This is a genomic window from Gracilibacillus timonensis (assembly GCF_900086715.1).
Taxonomy (GTDB): domain Bacteria; phylum Bacillota; class Bacilli; order Bacillales; family Amphibacillaceae; genus Gracilibacillus; species Gracilibacillus timonensis.
Genome location: NZ_FLKH01000010.1, coordinates 528,152 through 551,960, shown reverse-complemented (window position 1 = coordinate 551,960; position 23,809 = coordinate 528,152). Strand labels below are relative to the sequence as shown.

The 23,809-nt window shown below is 40.6% G+C and carries 22 protein-coding genes and 2 pseudogenes; 19 read left to right on the top strand and 5 right to left on the bottom strand.

What is annotated here, in order from left to right:
- Positions 1-44: 44 nt before the first annotated feature.
- On the top strand, positions 45-1,727 hold the full coding sequence (locus BN6556_RS06530) for a glycoside hydrolase family 2 protein (protein ID WP_066188595.1): 1,683 nt from the start codon (positions 45-47) through the stop codon (positions 1,725-1,727).
- A gap of 88 nt (positions 1,728-1,815) precedes the next feature.
- On the opposite strand, the gene BN6556_RS06525 is transcribed toward BN6556_RS06530, so the two are convergent.
- Positions 1,816-2,661 (bottom strand): AraC family transcriptional regulator, encoded by an 846-nt coding sequence (locus BN6556_RS06525; RefSeq protein ID WP_235817462.1) that lies wholly within the window; start codon positions 2,659-2,661, stop codon positions 1,816-1,818.
- Positions 2,662-2,859: 198 nt separating this feature from the next.
- Between BN6556_RS06525 and BN6556_RS06520 the strand changes: the two genes are divergently transcribed.
- The 3 genes from BN6556_RS06520 (at position 2,860) to BN6556_RS06510 (ending at position 6,929) form a co-directional block, all read left to right on the top strand.
- On the top strand, positions 2,860-4,011 hold the full coding sequence (locus tag BN6556_RS06520) for an MFS transporter (protein WP_066188589.1): 1,152 nt from the start codon (positions 2,860-2,862) through the stop codon (positions 4,009-4,011).
- Between the two features lie 93 nt (positions 4,012-4,104).
- Positions 4,105-5,025: a fumarylacetoacetate hydrolase family protein gene (locus BN6556_RS06515; RefSeq protein ID WP_066188586.1), complete on the top strand. Its 921-nt coding sequence runs from the start codon at positions 4,105-4,107 to the stop codon at positions 5,023-5,025.
- A 215-nt stretch (positions 5,026-5,240) separates the two neighbouring features.
- Complete coding sequence (locus BN6556_RS06510; protein ID WP_078059952.1) at positions 5,241-6,929, top strand: methyl-accepting chemotaxis protein; 1,689 nt, start codon at positions 5,241-5,243, stop codon at positions 6,927-6,929.
- Positions 6,930-6,966: 37 nt separating this feature from the next.
- Here BN6556_RS06510 and BN6556_RS06505 read toward each other — a convergent pair whose 3' ends face one another.
- Together BN6556_RS06505 and BN6556_RS06500 are read right to left on the bottom strand one after the other, a co-directional pair.
- Positions 6,967-7,968 (bottom strand): FecCD family ABC transporter permease, encoded by a 1,002-nt coding sequence (locus BN6556_RS06505; protein ID WP_066188580.1) that lies wholly within the window; start codon positions 7,966-7,968, stop codon positions 6,967-6,969.
- Entirely contained in the window at positions 7,965-8,984 is a 1,020-nt protein-coding gene (locus BN6556_RS06500; RefSeq protein WP_066188577.1) for a FecCD family ABC transporter permease, read from the bottom strand. The genes BN6556_RS06505 and BN6556_RS06500 overlap by 4 nt, the downstream gene beginning before the upstream one ends.
- Before the next feature lie 171 nt (positions 8,985-9,155).
- Here BN6556_RS06500 and BN6556_RS06495 point away from each other — a divergent pair, with 171 nt between their 5' ends.
- The 7 genes and pseudogenes from BN6556_RS06495 to BN6556_RS06465 form a co-directional block, all read left to right on the top strand.
- Positions 9,156-10,112 (top strand): ABC transporter substrate-binding protein, encoded by a 957-nt coding sequence (locus BN6556_RS06495; protein ID WP_066188574.1) that lies wholly within the window; start codon positions 9,156-9,158, stop codon positions 10,110-10,112.
- A gap of 410 nt (positions 10,113-10,522) precedes the next feature.
- The gene (argC, locus tag BN6556_RS06490; RefSeq protein WP_066188571.1) at positions 10,523-11,560 is read left to right on the top strand and encodes an N-acetyl-gamma-glutamyl-phosphate reductase; all 1,038 of its coding nucleotides are present in this window, start codon (positions 10,523-10,525) and stop codon (positions 11,558-11,560) included.
- A 16-nt stretch (positions 11,561-11,576) separates the two neighbouring features.
- Positions 11,577-12,800 (top strand): bifunctional ornithine acetyltransferase/N-acetylglutamate synthase, encoded by a 1,224-nt coding sequence (gene argJ, locus BN6556_RS06485; RefSeq protein ID WP_066188567.1) that lies wholly within the window; start codon positions 11,577-11,579, stop codon positions 12,798-12,800.
- A gap of 12 nt (positions 12,801-12,812) precedes the next feature.
- A complete protein-coding gene (argB, locus tag BN6556_RS06480) occupies positions 12,813-13,628 on the top strand; it encodes an acetylglutamate kinase (protein WP_066188564.1) in 816 nt (271 codons plus the stop codon).
- Entirely contained in the window at positions 13,609-14,778 is a 1,170-nt protein-coding gene (locus tag BN6556_RS06475; protein ID WP_066188558.1) for an acetylornithine transaminase, read from the top strand. Before argB ends, BN6556_RS06475 begins: the two co-directional genes overlap by 20 nt.
- Before the next feature lie 70 nt (positions 14,779-14,848).
- On the top strand, positions 14,849-15,748 hold the full coding sequence (purU, locus tag BN6556_RS06470) for a formyltetrahydrofolate deformylase (protein WP_066188555.1): 900 nt from the start codon (positions 14,849-14,851) through the stop codon (positions 15,746-15,748).
- Positions 15,749-15,865: 117 nt separating this feature from the next.
- A pseudogene (locus tag BN6556_RS06465) lies at positions 15,866-16,096 on the top strand (IS91 family transposase); the annotation flags it as partial.
- Between the two features lie 542 nt (positions 16,097-16,638).
- Here BN6556_RS06465 and BN6556_RS06460 read toward each other — a convergent pair.
- Entirely contained in the window at positions 16,639-17,028 is a 390-nt protein-coding gene (locus tag BN6556_RS06460) for a hypothetical protein (protein WP_148436680.1), read from the bottom strand.
- A gap of 385 nt (positions 17,029-17,413) precedes the next feature.
- Here BN6556_RS06460 and BN6556_RS06455 point away from each other — a divergent pair, with 385 nt between their 5' ends.
- From BN6556_RS06455 to BN6556_RS06430, 6 genes and pseudogenes are all read left to right on the top strand, one after another.
- Positions 17,414-17,743, top strand: a complete 330-nt coding sequence (locus BN6556_RS06455; RefSeq protein WP_066188547.1) for a metallophosphoesterase — start codon at positions 17,414-17,416, stop codon at positions 17,741-17,743.
- A gap of 649 nt (positions 17,744-18,392) precedes the next feature.
- Positions 18,393-18,863, top strand: a complete 471-nt coding sequence (gene tnpA / locus BN6556_RS06450) for an IS200/IS605 family transposase (RefSeq protein WP_066188382.1) — start codon at positions 18,393-18,395, stop codon at positions 18,861-18,863.
- A gap of 166 nt (positions 18,864-19,029) precedes the next feature.
- Positions 19,030-19,245, top strand: a complete 216-nt coding sequence (locus tag BN6556_RS06445; RefSeq protein ID WP_066188543.1) for a hypothetical protein — start codon at positions 19,030-19,032, stop codon at positions 19,243-19,245.
- Complete coding sequence (locus tag BN6556_RS06440; RefSeq protein WP_066188541.1) at positions 19,235-19,519, top strand: hypothetical protein; 285 nt, start codon at positions 19,235-19,237, stop codon at positions 19,517-19,519. Before BN6556_RS06445 ends, BN6556_RS06440 begins: the two co-directional genes overlap by 11 nt.
- 62 nt (positions 19,520-19,581) lie before the next feature.
- Positions 19,582-19,827 carry a reverse transcriptase domain-containing protein gene (locus tag BN6556_RS06435; RefSeq protein WP_286171794.1) on the top strand — a complete coding sequence of 82 codons (246 nt, stop codon included), beginning with the start codon at positions 19,582-19,584 and terminating at the stop codon, positions 19,825-19,827.
- Positions 19,828-19,877: 50 nt separating this feature from the next.
- Positions 19,878-20,189 (top strand): annotated as a pseudogene (locus BN6556_RS06430) (retropepsin-like aspartic protease); the annotation flags it as partial.
- A gap of 62 nt (positions 20,190-20,251) precedes the next feature.
- Here BN6556_RS06430 and BN6556_RS06425 read toward each other — a convergent pair.
- Positions 20,252-20,848: a TetR/AcrR family transcriptional regulator gene (locus BN6556_RS06425; protein WP_066188532.1), complete on the bottom strand. Its 597-nt coding sequence runs from the start codon at positions 20,846-20,848 to the stop codon at positions 20,252-20,254.
- Positions 20,849-21,114: 266 nt separating this feature from the next.
- On the opposite strand from BN6556_RS06425, the gene BN6556_RS06420 reads away from it, so the two are divergent.
- Together BN6556_RS06420 and BN6556_RS06415 are read left to right on the top strand one after the other, a co-directional pair.
- Complete coding sequence (locus BN6556_RS06420; RefSeq protein ID WP_066188529.1) at positions 21,115-21,996, top strand: ABC transporter ATP-binding protein; 882 nt, start codon at positions 21,115-21,117, stop codon at positions 21,994-21,996.
- 24 nt (positions 21,997-22,020) lie between these two features.
- A complete protein-coding gene (locus BN6556_RS06415) occupies positions 22,021-23,634 on the top strand; it encodes an ABC transporter permease (RefSeq protein WP_066188526.1) in 1,614 nt (537 codons plus the stop codon).
- Positions 23,635-23,809: the final 175 nt, after the last annotated feature.

The window sequence follows — 23,809 nt, the reverse complement described above, 5'->3', positions numbered from 1 at the left end:
TTATCAAAGGTGTATGACTAGCAGCAATAAAGCGGAGGGGAAATATGAATACGAGATTATTTCAAGATCATGTGGTACGTAAAGAAATCCAACTTGACCCTATATGGGATTTCCACACTTTGAATGCGGATGAGGAAAAACAAGAAGCGTGTCAAATGCTTGTTCCTAGTTGTTGGGAAAGTAACCCCAACCTGTCTTCTTACAAAGGGAAGGCTCTGTATTCGAAGAAAATAACCTTTGGTGGTAATGTACGTTTGGTATGTAAAGGGATTAGTCACACCGCACATATTTATTTAGATCAGGAAGAGGTTGCCTACCATTATAATGCGTATACGGAATTTAGCGTTAATTTACAGGATATACCTTACGGAGAGCATACACTGGAGATAAAAGTAGATAATTCTTTTCACGAGGAGTCTGCTTTACATGTAAGTAACGATTATTATTCATATGGGGGAATCACCCGACCAATCGTGTTGGAAGCGTTAGACGAGCTATTTATTAAACATGTTCATTTCATTCCATATTGGAAGGATGATCAGTGGCATGCAACGATAAGTGCGACCGTATCTAATCTTTCTAAGGAACAAAAGGAGGGTACATTAAACGTAAAGATTGGTGATGAACAGCTTTCCTTTGTCGATCAAGTGTTTCGCTCTAATGTTGACACATTGTTAGAAAGGGATGTTGTTTTTCCTCGTGCCCTTTCTTACACGTTAGAAGACCCTAAGTTGTATGCAATGGTTGCGGAGCTTTCCTATAATGATCAGGTGATCGACGATAAAATCGACCGAGTCGGCTTTCGAGAAATAACCGTAAGCGGAAAAGATATTCTATTTAACGGTGAAAAAGTGGTCATCAAAGGAGTAAACCGCCACGAAGATTATGCAGAATTTGGGAATGCAGTACCTATGGAAGCCATGTATCGAGATATCGAATTAATTAAGTCATTAGGTGCCAATTGTATTCGCACGAGCCATTATCCAAATGACGAACGATTCCTGGATTTGTGTGATGAGAACGGGATATTAGTGTGGGAGGAAGCGCATGCAAGAGGTTTAAATGAAGAACAAATGAGACACAAAAACTTCGAAAGGCAAAGTTTGGATTGTATTCATGAAATGATTGAACATCACATCAACCATCCCTCGATCTATGTGTGGGGAATTTTAAACGAATGTGTGAGCAATACAGAGTTTGGTAGATATTGTTATAAAAAGCAATTTGAATGTATTAAAAGTCTTGATTCCAGCCGTCCGGTATCTTTTGCTAGTTTGGAAGGTCACATTGGTTCTGATTTATGTCTGGATCTTGTTGATATTGTATCTTTTAACATATACCCACGCTGGTATCACGATACGCCAGTCACTGAAGCATTAGCCCATTTGAAACGTTTTGTGGACAGTTCGGATGGGGCTGGTAAACCACTATTGATTAGTGAAATCGGAGCTGGTGCCATCTATGGGAATCGGAGTAATCATCAAGAGAAATGGACAGAAGAATACCAGCAATATGCACTGACAGAACAATTGAATGCCATTTTGTCGGATGCAGACATGAGCGGTGTGATTATGTGGCAATATGCAGACTGCAGAGTGGATCCGGGTTGGTTTCATGTAAGGCCAAAATCGCAAAATAATAAAGGGTTAGTGGATACGTACCGGAGAGAAAAGCTTGCATATCATACGGTAAAAGATATATTCCATGCCTATCCAGATTCGTTTTAATAAATGAGAGAAGGCCCCCCAATCGTTTGATAACTGACCGAACGATTGGGGGTTTTGGTTGATCAAATAGACTACTAAAATAGTTAGGCTAAACAAACTCTGATGGTGGCACATTATAATATTTTTTAAAAGCTTTAGAGAAGCTATATGGATCAGGATATCCGAGCATATTTGCAATTTGTTGAATAGAATAACACTTAGTATATAGCAACTCTCTGGCACGGTTCATTTTCAATTGATAAATGTAGTGTCCCGGTGTTACACCAAGTGTTTGTTTAAAATAAATAATAAAGTATTTTTCCGACATTCCTGCAATGGCCGCTAATTCTTTCACTCTGATTGGCAGATGAAGGTGTTTATGAACAAAGTGAAATACGGATTGAAGCTTATCCAAATATTTGGTTTGCTTCTGATGGGCAGTCTGTTGTATAAAATTACCTTGATAGTTCTGACGGGCGTGTTGTTCCATCATTTTGGAGAGTAGTATGGTTAAACACCCTTTTAATCGCATTTCGGACATAGGTATATGTTGTTTATATTGATTGTATGTCTCTGTAAAAAGACGGATTTCCTCCACAGCAAGGCTATGATCAAAAATACCTGCTAATTGAAAATGGTCTAATATTTGTTGTTGGTTGCCTAAGCTAAGGTGAAAGTGCGTATAGATAAATCGGCACTGGTTGCTTTGGGTGGTGGCTGTATAGGCTATTTTAGGACTAAAAAGAATCACGTCTCCTGCAGAAGCGGTATATACGTTTTCGTGAATATTTATTTCTACCTGACCTTCTTGAATACACCATAAGTCGTAATCTTTATGTTGTCTTCGTTCGATCCAGCTGTTCGGCTGTACGACTTCGTTACAAGAATTTATTTGAAGTATGACAAGTTCTGAAAGTTCATCGAATATACTTAACTTATCCATTAATTTAATCAACCCCATACCTGCATATTGATATCTATAAGTATATCACAAGCGAGTTTTTTAGTTGAAGAATGGGATAAAAATAAGCCATTCCAAACTCCCGCGTTCACACGATTGTTCGCTCTTTTTAGCTATTCCCCCTTCCCTTTATCCATAATAAACCCTATAATAGAAAGTTATTAGTACATATTAAAGAAAGGGGCGGATTACTTGGCGCATGGAGAGTCAACCATACCTTTGAGAATGCTATTATTTTGCTTTCATGGTGCCAATACGATTATCGTGAGTTTCTTGCCCTTGTATTTGCAAGCAGAGGGGCTTTCCGGTACAGAAATTGGCTGGGTCATGGCGATTGGACCCTTAGCCGCTATATTTTCACAGCCTTATTGGGGCTATATGAGTGATAAACATCAAACGGTTAAGAAGATTTTAATGCTTTGCTTAATCGGGGTATTAGTTAGCAGCTTTTTCTTTTTACAGATGAATGCGTTATCATTACTCTTGCCTTTAGCGGCAGTTTTCTTCTTCTTTTCGTCACCAGTTGGAGCCTTAAGTGACAGTTTGGCTCAACGGCGTGCGGATCAGTTGGGTGTTTCTTTTGGTTCGATACGAACATGGGGATCGATTGGTTTTGCTACTTCCTCGCTGGTGGTAGGAGAGGTGTTAGCAAGGACAGGTATTCAGTACATTGTATGGCCATATTTGATTGTGGCAGCGGCAGCTTTTATCGTTAGTACACGTATTGTGGATGTAAAAGTAGAGACACCACCTATCCAGCTTAAAGATGTCGGCCTATTATTGAAAACCAAACCATATGTGATTTTTCTCCTCTTGATTATGTTTATTACCATCTCCCATCGGACGAACGATAGCTTTATTGGTATTTATATTGCCTCATTAGGTGGTTCAGAAGATATGGTGGGGTTCGCTTGGTTTGCTGGTGTGACCAGTGAGGCGATTGTTTTTGCTACAGCAGGGTGGTGGTTTAGGAAGTATCATCCATTAGTTTTCATTATCGGTGCAGCGATGCTCTTTTCCTTGCGCTGGTATGTATATGGTCTGGTAGAGGATCCTTTATGGATTGTCTCCTTACAATTTTTACATGGGTTTACTTTCGGCGTGTTTTATGTGACGGCGTTTTATTATATTACTCGTTTGATTCCAGCTATGCTTCAAGGAACTGGTCATCTAATTTTCGCATCGGTATTTATTGGAGTATCTGGCATTATTGGCTCATTGGCAGGAGGCTGGGTTATCGATCACCTTGGCGGGAGTACGTTATATCTATTAATGGGCGGTCTAACAACCATAGGGGTAGTGTTGCTTATCATCTATCATGGGCTTAGGACTCGTCGGTCTTGACCTGCTCGTCATCCAGATGGAGGTATAGGGCGATAGTATTCATAGTAATGCGAACCTTGTCGTGTTAATATAAGGAAAAGGAGGAATATCGTTATGAAAATAGTGCATTATTGCTTAAAGCATCCGTTTGCAACCAGTCGAATGGGCGTGATGACAGGTGGACAAGTTGCTGACCTGGCTACTGCTCAAGCTGAACTAAAAGAGTTAGGTGTCATTGATTCGAATACCTTTCCGATTGCCGCAGAACCAGATGTGTTTTATGCAAATGCAGCTCTGCATATTACATTGGCGCAAGAGATCATTGCACAACTTGAACACCATAAAACGCCGTGCATGTTTAATCGCTCCGAAGTGAAGCTAATGACTCCAGTCCCTAATCCTGGCAAGGTCATTTGTGTTGGGGTTAATTATGCAGATCATGTGGCAGAAATGGGAAGAGAACTTCCGAGTCATCCCGTGCTTTTCTCCAAATTTACTAATGCTATCATTGGGCCGGAAGACTCCATTCATAAGTCGTCAGAAACGAAGCAGCTAGACTATGAAGTAGAATTAACTGTCGTAATGGGGAAAAAGGCGAGCAAGGTTTCCAAAGAAGAAGCATTAGAACATATTGCTGGATACACAATCGGTAATGATGTGACGGCAAGAGATTTACAGAAACGAACACCGCAATGGTTACAAGGAAAATCTTTGGATCATACGACTCCCTTTGGGCCGTGGCTGGTTACGAAAGATGACGTGCCCGACCCATGCAATGTTAAGATCGAATCGTTTGTCAACGGGGTGAAGCGGCAATCTTCGAATACGAAGCACTTTATTTTCGATATACCTTATTTAATTGAATTTATCAGTCATTTGATCACGTTGGAGCCGGGGGATATGATTATGACCGGTACGCCAGATGGGGTAGGGCTGGCCATGGATCCACCGAAGTTATTAGAAGATGGTGACGTGGTAACGATGGAGATTGAAGGAATTGGCCAATTGGAGAATATTGTAGTAGATAAACCATAGTAACGATAGAACCAGCAGTTGGCGGACTGTTGGTTTTCTTATCTATTATGAAAATATAGTCATTTATTATCAAAAAAGATAGAAAATAAGCAAAAAAAGTGTTACTATATAGCTACCTTTTACTAGCAATGAACGATGATTTCACATATTCCTCCATGAGAGTGAAATAGGTAGGTCTTGGTGGTGAAGGATCTATCGATGGATAAAGAGGGATAATGATGAAAATCACTGGTAAATTAATGGTTTCATACATAGCGATTTTAGCTATATTAATAATAGCGGGTGTTAGTTCCTATTTGGCGTTGACTACGATTAATAACAATGCAACAGATATGTATAATGAACAAGTGGTCCCGCTAAATGACTTAAACCGAATCGTCAAATTGACAGAGAATACCAGAGTGAATATGCTAACATCGGTATTGAATGAGGACCCGGCTGCAACAGAAGTAGCGGAAGAGAATTTGCAAGAAATTGATCAATTACTAGAAGGATTTGAACAGATTGCGTTTAGTAATCAATCAAGCGAGTATTATCAAAATTTTGACGAGAATTGGAGCCGTTTTGCCGAAATCGTACGAAATAATATCACGCTAGTTGGTAATGGACAGTACGAAGAGGCACAAGAGGGGCTGCAAGCGGGCGGGCAATATTTTCATCCTGCCAGTGAAGATTTAACGGCTTTATCCGATCAAATGAGGGTGGAAGTAGAAGCAGCAAATCAAGAAAACAATGACCATTTTACAACTAGTAGAAATCAATTATCAGTGGTGCTGATTGCTGCTGAGGTCATAGCAATTGTGATTGGTATATTGATGGGACGCCATATTGGACTCCCTTTAAAACGTATTACCACAAGCTTAAATCAATTCGCTGAGGGCGACTTAACCGGCCAGGACTTACAAACGAAGCGAAAAGATGAGATCGGTCAATTAACAAAGAGCACTAATCAAATGAAACAAAGACTGGGTTCCTTGTTGCAAAATGCACAGTCGGTTACCTCACAAGTTAGCAAACAAAGTGCTGGACTTGATCAATCGGCTAATGAAGTAAGAGAGGGAAGCAGTCAAATCGCCACAACGATGGAAGAGCTTGCCGATGGTGCGGAGGCGCAAGCTAATAGTGCAAGTGAGCTTTCGGAAAAAATGGAAACCTTTCTGCAGACGATTCAGCATTCGGAGGATAGTTCGGATGAGGCAGTGCAATTATCAGAACAAGTATTAGATTATGCTGAAGAGGGACAGACATCGATGAAAAATTCGCTAGATCAAATGAACATGATTCATTTGATGGTGAAAGAAGCCGTCGATCAGGTTCGTGAACTGGATAAAGACTCTAAGGAAATTACTTCGTTAGTTGGAGTGATTGAAGGAGTTGCTGAACAGACCAATTTGTTGGCGCTCAATGCGGCAATAGAAGCTGCCAGAGCTGGTGAAGAAGGCAGGGGCTTTGCTGTAGTTGCTGATGAGGTTCGTAAACTTGCCGAGCAGGTTACCCGATCAATTGAGAAGGTAACGACGATTACAAAACGAATCCAAGCAGGCTCTAACAGGGTAGCCGATGCCTTGGAAATCGGTTATCAAGAAGTGGAAAAAGGATCCAAACAGGTGGAAGAAACGAATCAATCGTTTGAGGCCATTAACCAATCGATTAAAGATATGGTCACACAGATACAACAAGTTGCTGTCGATTTAAAACAAATGATTGATCAAAGTGGGACCATGAACGGTGCGATCCAGGAAATTGCTTCTGTCTCGGAGGAATCTGCGGCTGGGGTCGAGGAGACGGCTGCTTCTGCGGAACAATCGCTTGGTACAATGGAGGAAATATCTAATAGCGCTGATCATTTGTCCAAATTAGCAAACCAATTAGAGGTAGAGATGAAGAAGTTTAAACTATCCTAATCAAACAGCCCCCTCCTTTTTAGGAGGAGGCTATTTATTATGTTTTCAACAGTAAATAGATAAAATAAGGCGCACTCATCAATGCGATAATAATTCCCACAGGTAAAGCAGTCGGTGCAAATAGATTCTGAGCGAGGATATCTGCAGTGACTACAATAAATGCTCCCAGTAAGGCAGAAACGGGAATCATAAACTGATGTAACGGGCCAACCAACTTACGAGCAATGTGTGGTGCGATTAATCCAAGAAAGGCAATACCTCCTCCTGCAGCCACCGACGCGCCGGCAAGGCCGACAGCAAGTAATAATAGCAATAATCGTTCTCGTTCTACACTTGTACCTAAGCTAGAGGCAACAGGATCCGTTAAGTTCATTACATTGAGTGTGCGTGATTTCCAAATAACAATTGGAATCAATAGTAATATCCAGGGAATTAAGGCATAGACAAAGGTCCAATTTGCACTCCAGATATCCCCAGTTAGCCAAACAGTTACCTGTCTAAAATCCTGTGGATTCATCTTTAATTGAAAAATAATTAAAGCGGCATGAAATCCAGCGTTAACCCCAATTCCAACCAGTATCAGACGGATTGGACTAATCCCGTTACGCCATGATAATAAATAAATGATCAAAGCAGCAATAAAGGCCCCAATTAACGCGGAGGCAGGCATGATAAATATCGAAAGACTTGATTCCAAGCTAATATTTTGTTGGAAAAAGAAGATGAATAGGACAATCGATAACCCAGCTCCAGCATTGATGCCAATAATTCCAGGTTCGGCTAGCTCATTTTGGGTAATAGATTGCAATACTGCTCCAGAAACGGCTAGCCCCATGCCGATCAAAACAGCCAAGATAATCCCAGGTAAGCGAAAACGGAAGAGCACTAGCTCCTGCTGGCTGGTGCCATGACCAGTGATCGTGTTCCATACTTCCAGTGGAGAAATCGAAATAACGCCTAGGTTTAAGCTGACTAACCCACTAGCGATAATAGCAATAATTAGACCGATAATCAGCAGCATGTATTTATTTCTTGTCATAGCTGTTTCCCTCCTTTGCCTCTGGCTAAATAGAGGAAGAATGGTACCCCGATAATCGAGGTGATCGCTCCAACTGGCGTCTCGAATGGCGCATTTACCATTCGTGCCAGGATATCAGCGACAACAAGCAACACGGCACCAAAAATAGCGGAAGCAGGAATAATCCATTTATAAGCTGTACCCACCAAAAAACGGACGATGTGAGGTACGATTAATCCAATGAAACCAACCGCGCCGGCTGTGGTAACCGCAGCTCCTGTTAGCATAAATACAGCAATAATAGCAAATGCTTTAATAAGAATGTTCCGTTGCCCCAGACCCGTAGCGACATCATCTCCCAAACTGAGCAGTGTCAGTGAGTTAGAGATAAAAAAAGCAATAACTAGACCAATCATCCCAGTGCAGATGAGGACAACTACAGAAGACCATGATACATTGGCGAGCCCCCCGGCGATCCAAAAACTAATTTCTTTTTCCAATTGAAAATGCAAAGAAATAATGGAAGAGATCGATTGGACAAACGTTCCTATTGCTACACCAGCTAAGGCTAATTTGACTGGGGTTAAACCTGTTTTGGATAGATTTCCAATTAAAAATACGATAATAACCGTGATTCCTGCACCAACAAAGGCGGCAAAGGTTTGTCCGAGTAAAGAAACAGCAGGAAAAAAGGCCATCACCACTACTAGACCAAGTGCTGCCCCATCGGTCACCCCCATAATAGAAGGCGATGCTAGTGGGTTTCTGGTCATTCCTTGCATAATCGCCCCTGCCACTGCTAGAAAAGCCCCCACGAAAGCGGAGCCGACACTTCTAGGTAAGCGTATGTCACGTATGACGAGATGCTGCGAATTTCCGCTATCAAACTGAATAAGACTTTCCCATACAGTCGTGAAGTGAATATCAGATGCCCCATAGACGGCTGACGCAATCATAGAGGCCATTAAGACCAGCATACCGATAAAAATGAAAGCAATGCTTGTTTTCTTATGTATAATAATCGATTTTGATGTCATGATAGCCCCTTCTTTATATACTATGAAAAATGTTGAATTTACTTGTTTGGATGTCAGGATCCATTCATTAGTATACTAGCGCTTACTCATTATAGCAAAAGGATTGACTTTTTAATTGAAAATGATTATCATGTGCAATGATGACACTTAAATAAAAAAGGGGATAAGAAGATGAAACATACAAAGCTATACTTGCTTGGTTTTATAGTATTTCTATCTGTTGTGCTAGCCGCATGTGGCAGTCAAGACGGTGGAGAGCAATCATCAGAGGAGAGCAACAGTGAAGAACAATCAGGGGATTCGCATACAGTCGAAGGAGAGAATGGCGAAGTTACCATTCCAGAAAACCCTGAAACGATCGTGGCACCATACTTAGAAGATTCATTGCTGGCATTAGGTGTGACACCGTCGGCACAATGGTCCATTGGGGATTCCGTTCTGGATTATCTACAGGATGACTTACAGGACGTGGAGAAAGTTGAATGGAATATGCCATTAGAACAAGTCTTAAGTTTTGAACCAGATTTGTTAATGTTGAACTCGATTGATTCTATGGAAGGACAATTGGAAGATTACGAAGGCATTGCGCCGACTTATTTATTTAAACAGGAGGATTTTGAAGATACCAGAAAGCAACTAACCAAGGTAGGTGAGATCCTAGGTAAGAGCCAAGAAGCGGAAGATCGGTTAGCGGCGTACGATCAGAAGGCAGAAGAAGCGAAACAAACACTGGCAGATAGTGTAGGGGATGAGACTGTCGCTATCCTTTGGATCATAGGTGATGAGTATTTCATGTTTGAACAAGATCGCCATGCTGGCAGAGTGGTATACGAAGATTTGGGATTAACACCGTCTGCTTTGACAGAAGAACTAGGGGAGGCAGGCGAAGCTTGGAATGCTATCTCGTTGGAAAAGCTTTCTGAACTGGAAACAGATCATTTATTTTTAATATCTAAAGAGGATACAACCGGATTAGCAACACTGCAGGATAGTTCTGTTTATCAAAACCTGGATGTTGTCCAAAATGATCAAGTTTACCATATAACTGACCCAAGTAATTGGACAAACAAAGGAATTATTGCCTTTGAGCAGACAATTGATGAGGTGCTCGAAGCATTAGCTGAATAAATCGAAAACCCAACGTTCACCTATCGGACGTTGGGTTTTTTATAGATAAGTACGTGACATAATAGAATTTCGAACGATTTTGAACTTAAACGAATCGGAGTAGCGATAAGATGGATTATGTACAGTATTCGGTTCACTTATTTCATGGCCATTGTTCGTAAGTTCCCACTTCAAGATTTCATAATATAAATCGAGCTAAGTAGGGGAGGTGGGCGCTAGATTTTCTGATAAGTCCCGCATTATATGCAATGCCACGTTAGTCATTTAATGAATAAAACAAAAAGAAAACCAGACCTTCTTCTGCCTAAAATTCAGATTGGACTCATTTTTATTGATAACACTATTGCATGAAAATACAAAATGAAGTATAATTATAAATTATCAAGATACGGAATGTAGGGGGAAGAATTGTGGAGGTAGCTATTATAGGAGGAACGGGGTATGGTGCAGTAGAATTATTACGTTTTTTGCATAACCACCCTCATGTACAGGTAAAAAGAATCATATCACATTCAAATAGCGGCACAGCATTGGCAGGTTTTTATCCGCACCTTACGGAAGTGATCGATATGGAGATGTCTACATTGGATACCGATCGATTAGCTCAAGAGGTAGAGCTCGTCTTTTTTGCTACACCATCCAATGTGAGTAAACATCATATTCCTAGTTTAGTAGATAAAGGTGTACGATGTATCGATTTATCGGGAGACTTTCGTTTGCGCGATGGCGAGCAGTATTACAGCTATTATGGAGAAGAAATAGCATCAGCGGATTATATCGAAAAGGCCGTATATGGATTAGCTGAAATAAACAGGAGTCAAATAAAAGATGCTGATATCCTCGCCAATCCAGGTTGTTATCCAACAGCGACAACATTAGGTTTGATTCCAGCGATGGAGAAGGACTTAGTCGACCGTTCATCGATTATTATTGATGCCAAAACAGGAGTGTCTGGTGCAGGTCGCGGGTTATCACAAAATGTCCACTTTTCGGAAATGAATGAGAACTTTAGGGCCTACAAAATCGGTGAACACAAGCATATTCCTGAAATGGAACAGACGTTGACAGAAACAGCAAATGAACCGGTGCAAATAGTGTTCACACCGCATATTGTGCCGATGACCAGAGGGATTATGAGTACGATTTATGTTGATTTAAAGGACAGCTATACGACCAAATACGTGGTGGATATGTATCAAGCCTACTATCAGGAGGACCGTTTTGTCCGTGTGCGTAAAGAGGGTGTGTTCCCGTCGACAAAAGAAGTCTATGGTAGCAATTATTGTGATATTGGACTGTATGCAGATGAACGAACAGGCAAGCTGATTATCGTGTCGGTTATTGATAATCTAGTAAAAGGAGCTGCTGGGCAGGCGATTCAAAATATGAATATCATGTACGGTTGGGAAGAAAAAACAGGATTGGATCAGTTACCTATTTATCCATAAGGAGTGAAACATAGTTATGCAAGGTCAAGAAGGATCGTTTACCATCATCAAGGATGGAAATATAGCATCTGCCAAAGGGTTTCAAGCAGGCGGATTACATTGTGGTTTAAGAAAAAAGAAGTTGGATTTAGGTTGGTTTTATTCGGATGTTCCGGCGCAAGCGGCTGGCGTATATACCACCAACATTTTTCAAGCGGCCCCATTAAAAGTAACACAGGAAAGTGTCGCAGCAGCACAGCAATTACAAGGGGTAGTAGTTAATTCGGCGATTGCCAATGCCTGCACAGGTGAACAAGGGCTTCAAGATGCTTATGATATGCGTAAACTATTTGCAGAGACCATTGGTGTAGAAGAGCATTTGGCTGCTGTTGCTTCCACCGGAGTGATTGGTGATTTACTCCCAATGGATAAATTGAGTAAAGGGATTAGTCAGATAGCTGATGGCAATCACTTAGGGGCAGATAAATTCGAAACAGCGATCCTCACTACAGATACCAAAGAAAAAGGAATTGCCGTTGAATTGGAAATAGATGGACAGAAGATAACGATTGGCGGGGCAGCAAAAGGATCGGGAATGATCCATCCAAATATGGCAACGATGTTAAGCTTTATTACAACCGATGCTCATGTTGAAGCGTCTCATTTATCGGGAGCTTTAAAGGCCATTACCAACCAATCGTTTAATATGATTACCGTAGATGGAGATACCAGTACTAACGATATGGTGCTAGTCTTGGCGAATGGTCGAGCTGGTAATCAATCTTTAACGCCCCATCATTCAGAGTGGCAGGTTTTCTTTGAGGCATTGACCTTTGTCTGCGAATATCTAGCCAAGGAAATTGCCCGTGATGGAGAGGGTGCTACCAGATTAGTAGAGGTACAAGTGCAAGGTGCATCTTCCGATGATGCTGCAGCAAAGATTGCGAAGTCGATTATTTCTTCCAACCTTGTAAAAACAGCTATACACGGTGCAGACGCTAATTGGGGACGTATTGTTACGGCTATTGGTTATAGCGGTGAATCCCTCGATCCTGATCAGGTTAGTGTTTATCTAGGCGAGATTTTAGTAGTGGAGAACGGAGTTCCTCACGTGTTTGATGAAGATAAGGCAAAGGAATATTTGCTCGAAGAAGAAATCATTATCCATGCCCAAGTTGGAAACGGAGATGGTAGTTCGGTTGCCTGGGGCTGCGATTTATCCTATGAATATGTAAGAATTAATGCTTCTTATCGGACCTAAGGGGGTCATCGAATGAATTATGTCGTAATCAAATGTGGCGGCAGTGTTTTTGAACAATTGCCTCCTTCTTTTTATCAAGATATTGTGACACTAAAAAAACAAGGGGATTACCAGCCAATTATTGTGCATGGCGGTGGTCCTCTTATTTCCCAGTTGTTAGACCAAACAGGAGTGAAAACCGAATTTGTTCATGGTTTGCGAGTCACCACTAATGAGGTATTAGATGTAGTAGAGATGGCGCTCAGTGGTTCGATTAATAAAGGAGTAGTAAGGGAATTAACTGAGGCAGGCGGGCAATCCGTTGGAGTGAGCGGTGTAGATGGAAGCCTGCTTAAAGCCGAGCCGATCGACGAGCAGATGACCTTGGGCTATGTAGGAAAAGTGACCGAAGTAAACACGGATTTATTGGAACTGTTCAGCGAACAAGAATTAATTCCGGTTGTTTCACCAATTGGTATTGATGAGAATGGCCAGCGTTATAATATTAATGCCGATATGGCGGCTTCTGCTGTTGCTCAGGCATTAAAGGCGAAGTTATGCTTTATTAGTGATATACCGGGGATCTATCAAGAAATAGAGGGAGAACAACAAGTCTTCCACCAGTTAGATGAACAAAAGATTAAGACATTAATTGCAGATGAAGTGATTGTTGGTGGCATGATTCCCAAAGTAGAATCAGCCATTGCTGCCTTAAAACAAGAGGTTGTCGAGGTCTCGATTGTGGATGGAACTGCCGATCACGGATTAATTGAATTTATGCAAGGAAAACCAATTGGTACAAGGATCGCATTAACAGAGGAGGTGCCCTATGTCGAGTCAAACAAGTAATGCGGTCATGTCTACTTATGGCCGTTTTCCGATTTCGATTGTGGAAGGAAAAGGGAGTTATGTATGGGATGACCAAGGGACGAAGTATTTAGATTATAGCTCGGGACTAGCTACCTGTAACCTGGGACATGTTCCGGAGGCAGTTGAGCAAGCTGTACAGCAACAGTTAACCAAGCTATGGCATTGTACGAATCTTTATCACATTCCTGCCCAAGAGCAATTGGCGGAGGCGATCGTGGCTCACTCATGTGGGGATCAGGTTTTTTTCTGTAACAGTGGGGCTGAGGCGAATGAAGCGGCTATTAAACTTGCCAAAAAGTATGGTCATGATGTACAAGAACAGGATGAACCCCTTATTGTTACCTTTCAAAACTCGTTTCATGGACGAACGATGGCCACTTTATCAGCAACTGCGCAAGAGAAGATTCAGCAAGGCTTTGCGCCTTTAACTCCGGGCTTTGCTTACTTACCTTTTAACGATTCGGGCGCGTTAGAACAATTGAAGGAATGGCAGCCCGTAGCCGTGATGTTGGAATTAGTGCAAGGCGAAGGCGGTGTCTTACCTGCAGATAAGGTCTGGGTGCAGCAGCTGGTAGATGTATGTGAGGAACTAGGTATCCTAGTTATCGTCGATGAAATTCAAACAGGAATGGGACGAACGGGCAAACTGTTTGCTTATGAGCATTATCAAATTGAACCAGATGTAATTACCGTAGCCAAAGGGTTAGGTTCAGGCATTCCGATTGGTGCCATGATTGCCAAGGAAAAAGTGGCGAAAGTGTTCACACCGGGTACACATGGCAGTACGTTCGGAGGAAATCCGATCGCCGCCACTGCCGGGTTAGCGACCATCCAACAGCTGACCAAACCAGATGTACTGGCACATGCCCAAGAGGTGGCGGATTATATTTGGCAAGGCTTGAAACAGCTTGTCCAAGCGAAAGAGACCATTTTATCTATTAGGGGAAAAGGGTTATTAATCGGCTTGGAGGTAACTGGTTCAGCGATGGATTATGTCCATAAAGCACGGGAAGAAGAACAATTGCTGATTGTTGTGGCAGGTCCGCAGATTGTGAGAATTTTACCACCTCTTACTACGTCAAAAGCAGAAGTTGATCTATTTTTGGCAAAAATGGATCAGATTTTTTAGCAATGACTTGATGCTCTCAGAGAACGTGGTATCCTATTAGAGAATGATTTTATGTGAAGAGGGATGGAAAATGAAGAATTATAATACCGATAAGATCGAAGCCTTCAAACAAGAGCATAAGAATAGGGCGCGTTTGTTAATCAGCTGTCCCGATCAGCCCGGCATTGTTGCGGCTATTTCGCAATTTTTATCGGGTTATCAAGCGAATATTATTGAATCGAATCAGTACTCAACTGATCCTCATGGCGGTGAATTTTTTACTCGAATTGTATTCGAATTGGATGACCTTTCCAACAAGGCGGAGCAGCTAGAAGCGGATTTCCAGCAAGTGAAGGATCAGTTTCAGATGGAGGTCTCTTTTCAATATGTGAATCAGATTAAGAAGATGGCGATCTTTGTCTCCAAAGAACCACATTGTTTACTCGAATTGCTTTGGGAATGGCAAAGTGGTGATTTGGTTGCCGATATTAGCATGGTGATCAGTAATCATGAGACTTCTCGTGAATTTGTGGAACGCTTAGGAATCCCTTTTTATTATATCCCGGCAAATAAGGATGTCCGTAAGCAAGTAGAAGAACAGCAAATCAAGCTGCTGAAGGAACATGATATTGATGTGATCGTATTAGCACGATATATGCAAATACTGACGCCAACTTTTGTAGGTGCCTTTAATCAACAAATCATTAATATTCACCATTCCTTTTTACCGGCATTTATTGGTGCCAAGCCGTATGAGCGCGCCTATCATCGCGGCGTGAAATTAATCGGAGCGACTTCTCATTATGTGACGAATGATTTAGATGAAGGACCGATTATTGAACAGGATATCAGTCGCGTGGACCATCGCGACAATGCTGCTGCGATGAAAAAGATTGGTCAATCCGTCGAAAGAAGCGTGTTAGCTCGGGCGGTTAAATGGCATTTAGAAGATCGTATATTGGTGTACGGTAATAAGACGATTGTGTTTTAATAGGGGTTTAGAGAAGTTCGGCCATGGATGTGATGGTCGGGCTTTTTTATAAGTAAAGAAAGGATGTAATACTTGGTACAATCGTATTTTGAACGATGTTAAACTAAAAATAGGAAGATGAATACATTAAAAGAAATTTTGTTTGATCATCACCAACATTGGGAAACTTTCAAACGAACCTATGGAGAAAGAATCCGCCCCAACGTGATCAAGGAGGTAGAAAAATTCAGAGAGAGTGAAGAGTGGAGCAGTCTGTTGAGCGAAGATATGCGCCAAGTAAACCATCGGCATGTTCTTTTGACGATCGATGAAGATTTACGAGCTATTTTTTTAAACCATCAGAAAATATAGAATCGACGCTACTATAAGTAATAGAACGGCTTCCATCCAGAGATGGGGGGGAGGATAAACAAAGTTGCGCAATAATCCCCCGATGTTGCCCGACATTTTTGATATGACGCCCAAAAATCCGCGAAATTCGTGAAAAATGGTCGTCATTCCGTTCCATGGAGAATTACTACATTTGAAAAGAAACGATCTACTCTTGGTTTCGTGCTAAAGGACCGGGTGGTTTTTGCCCGTTTTTTCTAAATTTATATCGTAACGATGATGAAAATACATCCGATCTTATCATAATTACAATATAAGTATAGCCGTATATATGTATTATTGTATATAATCCTGGATCCCCGGAAGAAAACACTATTTTATAACAAGAAACACTGATACAATAGAAATTTCGAGTTTATAAGCTCATTGTATATATTCTAGGAACGCAGGATATAATACAACTTCTTAAAATTATAAATTAAAGGAGTGGTCGTGAAATAACTATATTTAACCACCCCTTCATTTATCATTTCAAAATTCTTGATAGACATTATTAATTATTAATCAGTAAATATCAGGGGATGAGCTGTATAAAAAACATGAGCTTCTTTAGATAAACTAGGTTCCACCCCACTAGCATATAATGCTACCCAATGCATGTCTAAACCATCATAATAAGCTTCTCTTAAATGGGAAATATCACCAACTAAATCCGCTGCTATTGAATTAGCAACTCCCGCTGGTGCCGTTATGCCCGCAAATAAGATGGCATTCGCAATACTCAACCATGTTGAACCTCGTTCATATTCTTCTATCATTTGACCTAACTTATAATTTGATACATACTGGGTATATGCAATAGGTTTATCAAATTCAATCGTAACGGCCATTGGCTGAACTTCAGACACGTTATTTTTGGCTTCTTCATCTGACTTTGCATTAATAGACAACGCACTCACATTAAAAATTAAAATGACAGTTAACAATGATAAAAAACACTTTTTTAAGTTTCAACTCAACATCTCCTCTCTAAAATATGATTCAATATTATTGTAACAAAAAGGAAAGGGTTTCAAATGAAAAATCTAAATTTTTTAAAAAAATCATTTTTTACAATATTCATTTGTTGTACTATAGTACTAGGTTTTAGGACTGTTAGTATTATTTATTATAATAAAGCATTGTTTGTTTTCGAAAATACGGATCTATTGATTATATTTATTATATTCATAATTAGTCTATCAGCCTATTTAGCAAGTAATAAGTTTTCAAAATAACTTTCTATAATTTTTGTAACATTTTTAATAAAAGGTGGGAAAAAGGGAGGAGACATGCATGTTTTATATCTTGAGTGACATTCATGGCTGCCATCGAGAAATGATGGTAGCTCTTTCTCATTGGAATAAAAAAACAGAAATGTTAATTGTTTTAGGAGGTTTAATTGACCGTGGACCGGATTCTTTACACGTGATTCATACTCTGATGGATCTACAAACCCATTATCCAGACCGTGTCATCATCTTAAAAGGAAATCACGATGAATCGTCCAAACGATTGTTATTCCAGCTGATCAAAAAAACGATTCGTAAAGAAGAAACGAGTGGGATATATGGGTACATCATCCACTATACCCCTTCTGAATACCGAACGGAACGTGACGTTTAGACACACCTCCCAAGCGATCGAATGAAAACGGTAATAAAAAAGGAGAGAGACACATGACATTCACCTACAACGGTTTAATCGAAACCATTAAACAAGGCTTAACGAACAGCAGTATCCCAATTTAGCTTCTTATATCGATCAAGTATCTTACCAAGAAAAACGAGAACTGTTCGAATCCCTTGGTTTCTCGGTACTTTATTTAACCTTGTCCGGTATAAAACTAAAACATTTCACAGAAGGAAAAAACGATCGGGTTCCTCAAAACCCTTCGATTCATGACGCCTTTTTGAACCATCAACGTAATGTGTTTTTTATCGAAATAGGGGACGGCTTGAAGAACCTTTATTTTGTCATCGAATATCCCAATGATGATCCTCTGGCGGCGTATACGGTCGATCAAGAAAGATGAGGAATTAGAAGCAGCAGCGAAAAAATTTATGGATAGCGTTCGGAAAAAACGCAAATAAAGCGTATGAGACAGAGACCTTCATCCGATGATGAGGGTCTTTTATTATGGTCTTTGAAAACCCCTGGCTATGCCGGGGGTTCCATAGAGCTTCTAGCGCGGGGGCAAAAAAAGCCTCTCTTCATGATAAGATAAGGTTGGTTTCCCGACCACCAAATCTCATCAAAGAAGGAGGCATGTCCAATGCAGGACAAGAATAGTTTAGCACATACACAATGGAGATGTAAGTTCCACATCGTTTTTGCACCAAAATATAGAAGACAAATTATTTATGGGAAATATAAAAAAAGCATCGGAGAAATAGTAAGAGAGCTTTGTGAAAGGAAAGGGATTGAGATACACGAGGCAAATGCATGTAAAGATCACATTCATATGTTAGTAAGTATTCCACCAAAACTAAGTGTATCTCAGTTCATGGGCTACCTAAAGGGCAAAAGTAGTTTAATGATATTCGATCGCCACGCTAATTTAAAGTACAGATATGGTAATCGTAAATTTTGGTGTCGAGGCTACTTTGTAGATACAGTGGGCAGAAATAAAAATCAAATTCAAGAATATATTAGAAATCAGCTTAAAGAGGACTACATGAGTGATCAGTTAACATTATTTGAAGAATTTGATCCGTTCACTGGAGAGAAAAATAAGAGGAAATAAGAGATTCTTTTAGAATCAGTGAGTGAGTGTGGTGCAAAAGGGAAACCATTCAGTGGGCCTTTTAGGCCGAGGCCGGTAACATAGGCTTTCAGCCGCAGAGCAAACCACCAGTTCACACTGGTGGTTTTGATTGTGTTCATACATTCATCAAAGGGGAGCGATTTTTATGAATCATGAAATCAAACACATGGTGACAAACCAAGAACCGAAAATAAAAAATATAAATCCAGAAGAGACTAATCTATACAAGATCGGTCTTCAATTGTTTTCTACGTTTGCTCGAGAGGATTTTTTGGACATCTCACAATTACCAAAAGATACACACAGTACCGATGGAGTGTTCTATTCTACCGTACTTGCACGAGAAAACCTTGTACCATAACGGCCGATCTCAAACGCTACTTGTGGTCTATCAAATTGCAAAAAGCGCTCTAAGCTGTCCATTGCGTATTGATTTTGAAGTGATCGATTATGAGGCTCATGAGTTTAAAATTTATCTTATTGATCAATCAGGAGAGCGTACGTATACGCATATCTTTGCGGAAAAGAAACAAGGTGCGTTTTACACGGCCGATTCGGTCTATATGAATAAAACCCTATCTGAACTCATCGCTCATTTTGCTTCTCAAGTAAGTGACAATAGAGAATGCATGTAATAAATAATGGCGTATCTTATTGTTAACCAATACCTCACGCAGGTGTTGGTTCTTTTTCGCGAGTGGCAGCACATACCACTAAAGGGTGGAAGTCCCGAATGCGCCGAACAGCCGGTAAGCAAGGAGCGCCACAAGGTGGTGTCATCAGTCCATTAATTTCTAATATTTATCTTCACCAATTAGATGAGTTGATGGTAGCTCGAGGCCATCGAATCGTTCGCTTTGCGGATGATTTTATCATCTTGTGTAAAAGTCAGAAGGGTGCGGAAAGAGTAAGAAGAAATGTCACAAGATTGCTGGGATCGTGAAAAAAAAGATGTATTTGTTGCTTACAGATATGGATTGAACATTTAACGGGCAATTGCCTCATTTACCACGTGTGTTAATTGATACTGGCTCAGGAAGTACCGTTGTATCAGCAGACCTAGCTAAGTCAATAGGAATAGTAGCAGGGATCTATCGTATTAGTGGTGTTGGAGGATCTGTGTTTGTATATTCAAAAACGGTTGGTTCAGTTACTATTGGAGATATGCAGGTCAAAACGTTTGATTTAGAAATTGGTGCAATGAATGATGGTTTTGATTTGGATGGTATCATCGGACTTGATTTGTTACAGCAATTAAAAACGACTCTAAATATAGAACAATTATTATTATATTATAATAGCTAATGGGTGTGTGTACTTATAGATAAAAAACACTAAAAGCCAAGTAGTACACTTGACTTTTTATATTATTTATTCGGCGCCAACCCTTTAATAAATATCTCCGTCCATTCTGCGGTGTACGGAGCAATTTTTTCATATATTTGTCGATTGGACATCCCTTCTACAATGGTCTGGAAATAAAGTATTAAAAACTCATCAGAATACTTCAAGTCAATTTTGCCTTCCTTCCGTCCTCGGTGAAAAACATCTAATAACATGTGGAGGCCGTCCTGAGCGAATTCTTGCATCATCGGTGAAGCTCCACCTTCCTCTTTATCCGTGAGATAAGCCATCATGTCCAAATAAAAGGCATGCGTCATTTCATTCAGAAAACGGATTTTATTTTGACTCATCGCCAGCAGGGTTTTCTCAAATGATTTATCTTCTTCCATAATCGTCTTCGCTGATTCCTTCATCGTATGCATCACATGCTGATAAACCTCCTGGAATAGCTTTTCTTTTGTACCGAAATATTTAAAAATGGTGGTTTTGGCAACGCCGGCATGGGCAGCGATTTCCTCCATCGTTACATTTCTTTTCTGATCGTCTGTATTCATCAATTCAAAGGCGGCTTTTAATACTTGAGTCCGCTTTTCCTTGGTTCGCTTAGTAAAACCGTCCATTTTATATACCTGCTTTCTATCGGGAAATTATTTTCATAACGAAAGTTTTAGTTCATATCTTTATTATATATGAATATTTATGAACTATCAAAGATAATACAGTGTTAATTTCGCCTATATTATATTGACTTTTACAAATATCAGGTATATTATTGAACTATGTTAATAGTTATAGTTTAAAATTAGGAATGAATCAGCTGTGATTCGAATGATGAAAAAGTGAATAGTTTAATTAATGGAGGTAACGAGAAGGGAGTTTGGTTGTAATGACAGAGATTGTGAAAGTACAAGGGCTGCAAAAAAACTTTGGTAAATTTCAGGCCTTGCGTGATGTGACTTTTGATGTAAAATCCGGCGAAGTTGTTGGTTTTATTGGTCCCAATGGAGCTGGCAAGTCTACCACCATCCGTGCCTTGTTGGGGATTATTAAACGAGATGGCGGAAATGCCACTATTTTTGGCAAGGATGTGTGGGCAGACAGTCTGGAGATCCATAAACGCATTTCTTATGTACCTGGTGATGTGGCGTTATGGGGAAGCCTTACGGGTGGCGAGATTATTGATCTATTTATGAAACTGCACGGCGGTGGCAGTCGACAAAAACGTGACGACTTAATCCGACGTTTTGAACTGGATCCGAAGAAAAAAGCCAAAGGTTATTCCAAAGGGAACCGGCAAAAGGTTGGATTAATTGCGGCTTTATCGGTGGAATCGGATTTATATATATTTGATGAGCCAACTTCTGGACTGGATCCTTTGATGGAAGCCGTTTTTCAAGATGAAGTAGAAAAAATCAAGAAAGCTGGCAAGTCCATTTTACTATCCTCCCATATATTGAGTGAAGTGGAGCGACTGGCGGATAAGGTCGTGATTATACGTCAAGGGGAGATTGTAGAAGAGGGAAGTCTTGATGAATTACGCCATTTAACGCGCTCAACGGTCACGATAGCGACAGAAGCAGATGTGACAGCCATGGCTAATGTGGATGGGGTGCATGACTTTAACCAAGAAGGAGAGCAGGCAACATTTTCTGCTGATCATCAACATCTGAATGATATCTTGGTAGAAGCAACCAAGTTAGGTGTGAAAAAGTTTGAGGCTACACCACCAACTCTAGAAGACTTATTTATGCGTCATTATGAAGGCTAAGCGTGGAAACGGAGGAAATAAACGATGAAGGAAAAATTCTCACACTGGGGTGTGCTGTGTGTACAATATGGGAAAAGAGACTGGAAAAAAATCTTGTTTTGGGTATTGGGAATCGGATTGTTCGCTTCCGCCTTCATCCCTTTTTTTGAAGAAATTGCAGAAGATGATGGCGCAGCTGGCATGTATGAGACTTTGCAAAACCCAGCGATGATCTCAATGGTAGGGCCTACCCCTGTTGAAACAGGTGCAGACTATACCGTGGGTGCGATGTATGGTCATGAGATGTTGTTATTTACGGGACTGTTTGCGATGGTCATGAGTATTTTACATGTCGTTGGTCATACACGAAAAGAAGAGGATCTTGGTTTGACGGAAATCGTTCGTTCTTTTCGTATTGGGCGCCAAGCTAATTCTCTTGCAACAATGGTAGAGATTGTGTTTATTCATGCGCTGTTAGTGCTCTTTATTACTGTGGTGATGACGAGTTTTGGAGTCGATACGATTACATGGGAAGGATCCTTGTTGTTCGCTGCTTCCGTTGGTCTTGCAGGGATTATCGGTGCGGGTATTGCCCTTGTCGCGGCACAAGTCATGCCGAATTCTTCTGCGGCGACAGGATCATCACTTAGTATCGTCGGTCTGCTTTATATTATCCGGGCTGGGACAGATGTTTCTAATGTGGATTTATCGATGTTCAATCCGATGGGGTGGACGTATTTAACTTATCCTTTCACGGAAAATAATGTATTGCCGCTTCTGTTCGGTTTACTTTTTACCGTTATCTTGGTAATTGTCGCCTTTACGTTAGAAGGAGGACGTGATATGGGAGCGGGATATCTACCAGAACGTGGAGGCAGAGCACATGCTAAAAAGTCCTTATTATCCGTGCGGGGCTTACTGGTTAAGATTAACAAAGGGGTTATCATCAGTTGGTTGATTGCTTTTGTAATTATGGGCGCAGCTTATGGATCGATATATGGTGATATGCAATCCTTTATAGAGACTAACGAGATGGTGCAGCAAATGTTTACACAGACGGGTATTTCCATTGAAGAATCCTTTACAAGTACGATTATGATGGTCATGATTGGCTTGGTGTCGATTTTGCCTATTGCACTTGTAAATAAGTTATTTACAGAGGAGAGTCGCCTTCACCTCAGTCAGATTTACGCAACCAAAGTGACACGAGGTAAACTGTATTGGACTAGTATTGGCCTAGCTATTTTTGCTAGTGTAGCAGGGATTCTGGTGGCCGTAGCAGGACTAGGCGGTACGGCTATAGCAGCGATGGGAGATAGCGCAACGATGGAAATGATGGATTTCTTTGCTGCTGGATATAATTTCTTCCCATCGGTATTATTCTTTACCGGCTTGTCCGCTTTAGCTCTCGGTTGGGCGCCCAAACTTGGTAAAGTGGCCTATGCCTACCTGGCTTATTCTTTTCTATTAAATTATTTTGGTGGTATTTTGGATTTGCCGGACTGGTTTGCCAAGACTGCCGTTCAAAGTTGGATACCGCAAATGCCAATGGAAGAATTTGATGGGGTGGTGTTTACGACTGTTACTGTTATCAGCGTGGCCTTGTTAGTTCTTGGTTTTCTTGGTTATAAGCGGAGAGATATGGTGGAAGGAGCTTAAGCCCACAGGTGAAGAGAATGGTAGGGATTATAAAAGAGACAACTTTATAATTTTACTAAAAAAGGAAAAGGCAAAACTGCTTTTTCCTTTTTCTATACCTTGAAAATGATCTGCAAAAATCCTCTCTTTTTACAGATCTACATTTTAAAATTAACTCATATTCTAATCACTTTCC

Excerpts from the sequence above, each read along its gene's own strand:
- BN6556_RS06425 (WP_066188532.1), bottom strand. The coding sequence starts at position 20,848 with ATGGACGGTTTTACTAAGCGAACCAAGGAAAAGCGGACTCAAGTATTA.
- BN6556_RS06455 (WP_066188547.1), top strand. The coding sequence starts at position 17,414 with ATGTTTTATATCTTGAGTGACATTCATGGCTGCCATCGAGAAATGATG.
- BN6556_RS06420 (WP_066188529.1), top strand. The coding sequence starts at position 21,115 with ATGACAGAGATTGTGAAAGTACAAGGGCTGCAAAAAAACTTTGGTAAA.
- BN6556_RS06415 (WP_066188526.1), top strand. The coding sequence starts at position 22,021 with ATGAAGGAAAAATTCTCACACTGGGGTGTGCTGTGTGTACAATATGGG.
- BN6556_RS06445 (WP_066188543.1), top strand. The coding sequence starts at position 19,030 with ATGAATCATGAAATCAAACACATGGTGACAAACCAAGAACCGAAAATA.
- tnpA (WP_066188382.1), top strand. The coding sequence starts at position 18,393 with ATGCAGGACAAGAATAGTTTAGCACATACACAATGGAGATGTAAGTTC.
- BN6556_RS06515 (WP_066188586.1), top strand. The coding sequence starts at position 4,105 with ATGAAAATAGTGCATTATTGCTTAAAGCATCCGTTTGCAACCAGTCGA.
- BN6556_RS06475 (WP_066188558.1), top strand. The coding sequence starts at position 13,609 with ATGTCGAGTCAAACAAGTAATGCGGTCATGTCTACTTATGGCCGTTTT.
- BN6556_RS06495 (WP_066188574.1), top strand. The coding sequence starts at position 9,156 with ATGAAACATACAAAGCTATACTTGCTTGGTTTTATAGTATTTCTATCT.
- argJ (WP_066188567.1), top strand. The coding sequence starts at position 11,577 with ATGCAAGGTCAAGAAGGATCGTTTACCATCATCAAGGATGGAAATATA.
- BN6556_RS06530 (WP_066188595.1), top strand. The coding sequence starts at position 45 with ATGAATACGAGATTATTTCAAGATCATGTGGTACGTAAAGAAATCCAA.
- BN6556_RS06510 (WP_078059952.1), top strand. The coding sequence starts at position 5,241 with ATGATGAAAATCACTGGTAAATTAATGGTTTCATACATAGCGATTTTA.
- purU (WP_066188555.1), top strand. The coding sequence starts at position 14,849 with ATGAAGAATTATAATACCGATAAGATCGAAGCCTTCAAACAAGAGCAT.
- BN6556_RS06505 (WP_066188580.1), bottom strand. The coding sequence starts at position 7,968 with ATGACAAGAAATAAATACATGCTGCTGATTATCGGTCTAATTATTGCT.
- BN6556_RS06500 (WP_066188577.1), bottom strand. The coding sequence starts at position 8,984 with ATGACATCAAAATCGATTATTATACATAAGAAAACAAGCATTGCTTTC.
- argB (WP_066188564.1), top strand. The coding sequence starts at position 12,813 with ATGAATTATGTCGTAATCAAATGTGGCGGCAGTGTTTTTGAACAATTG.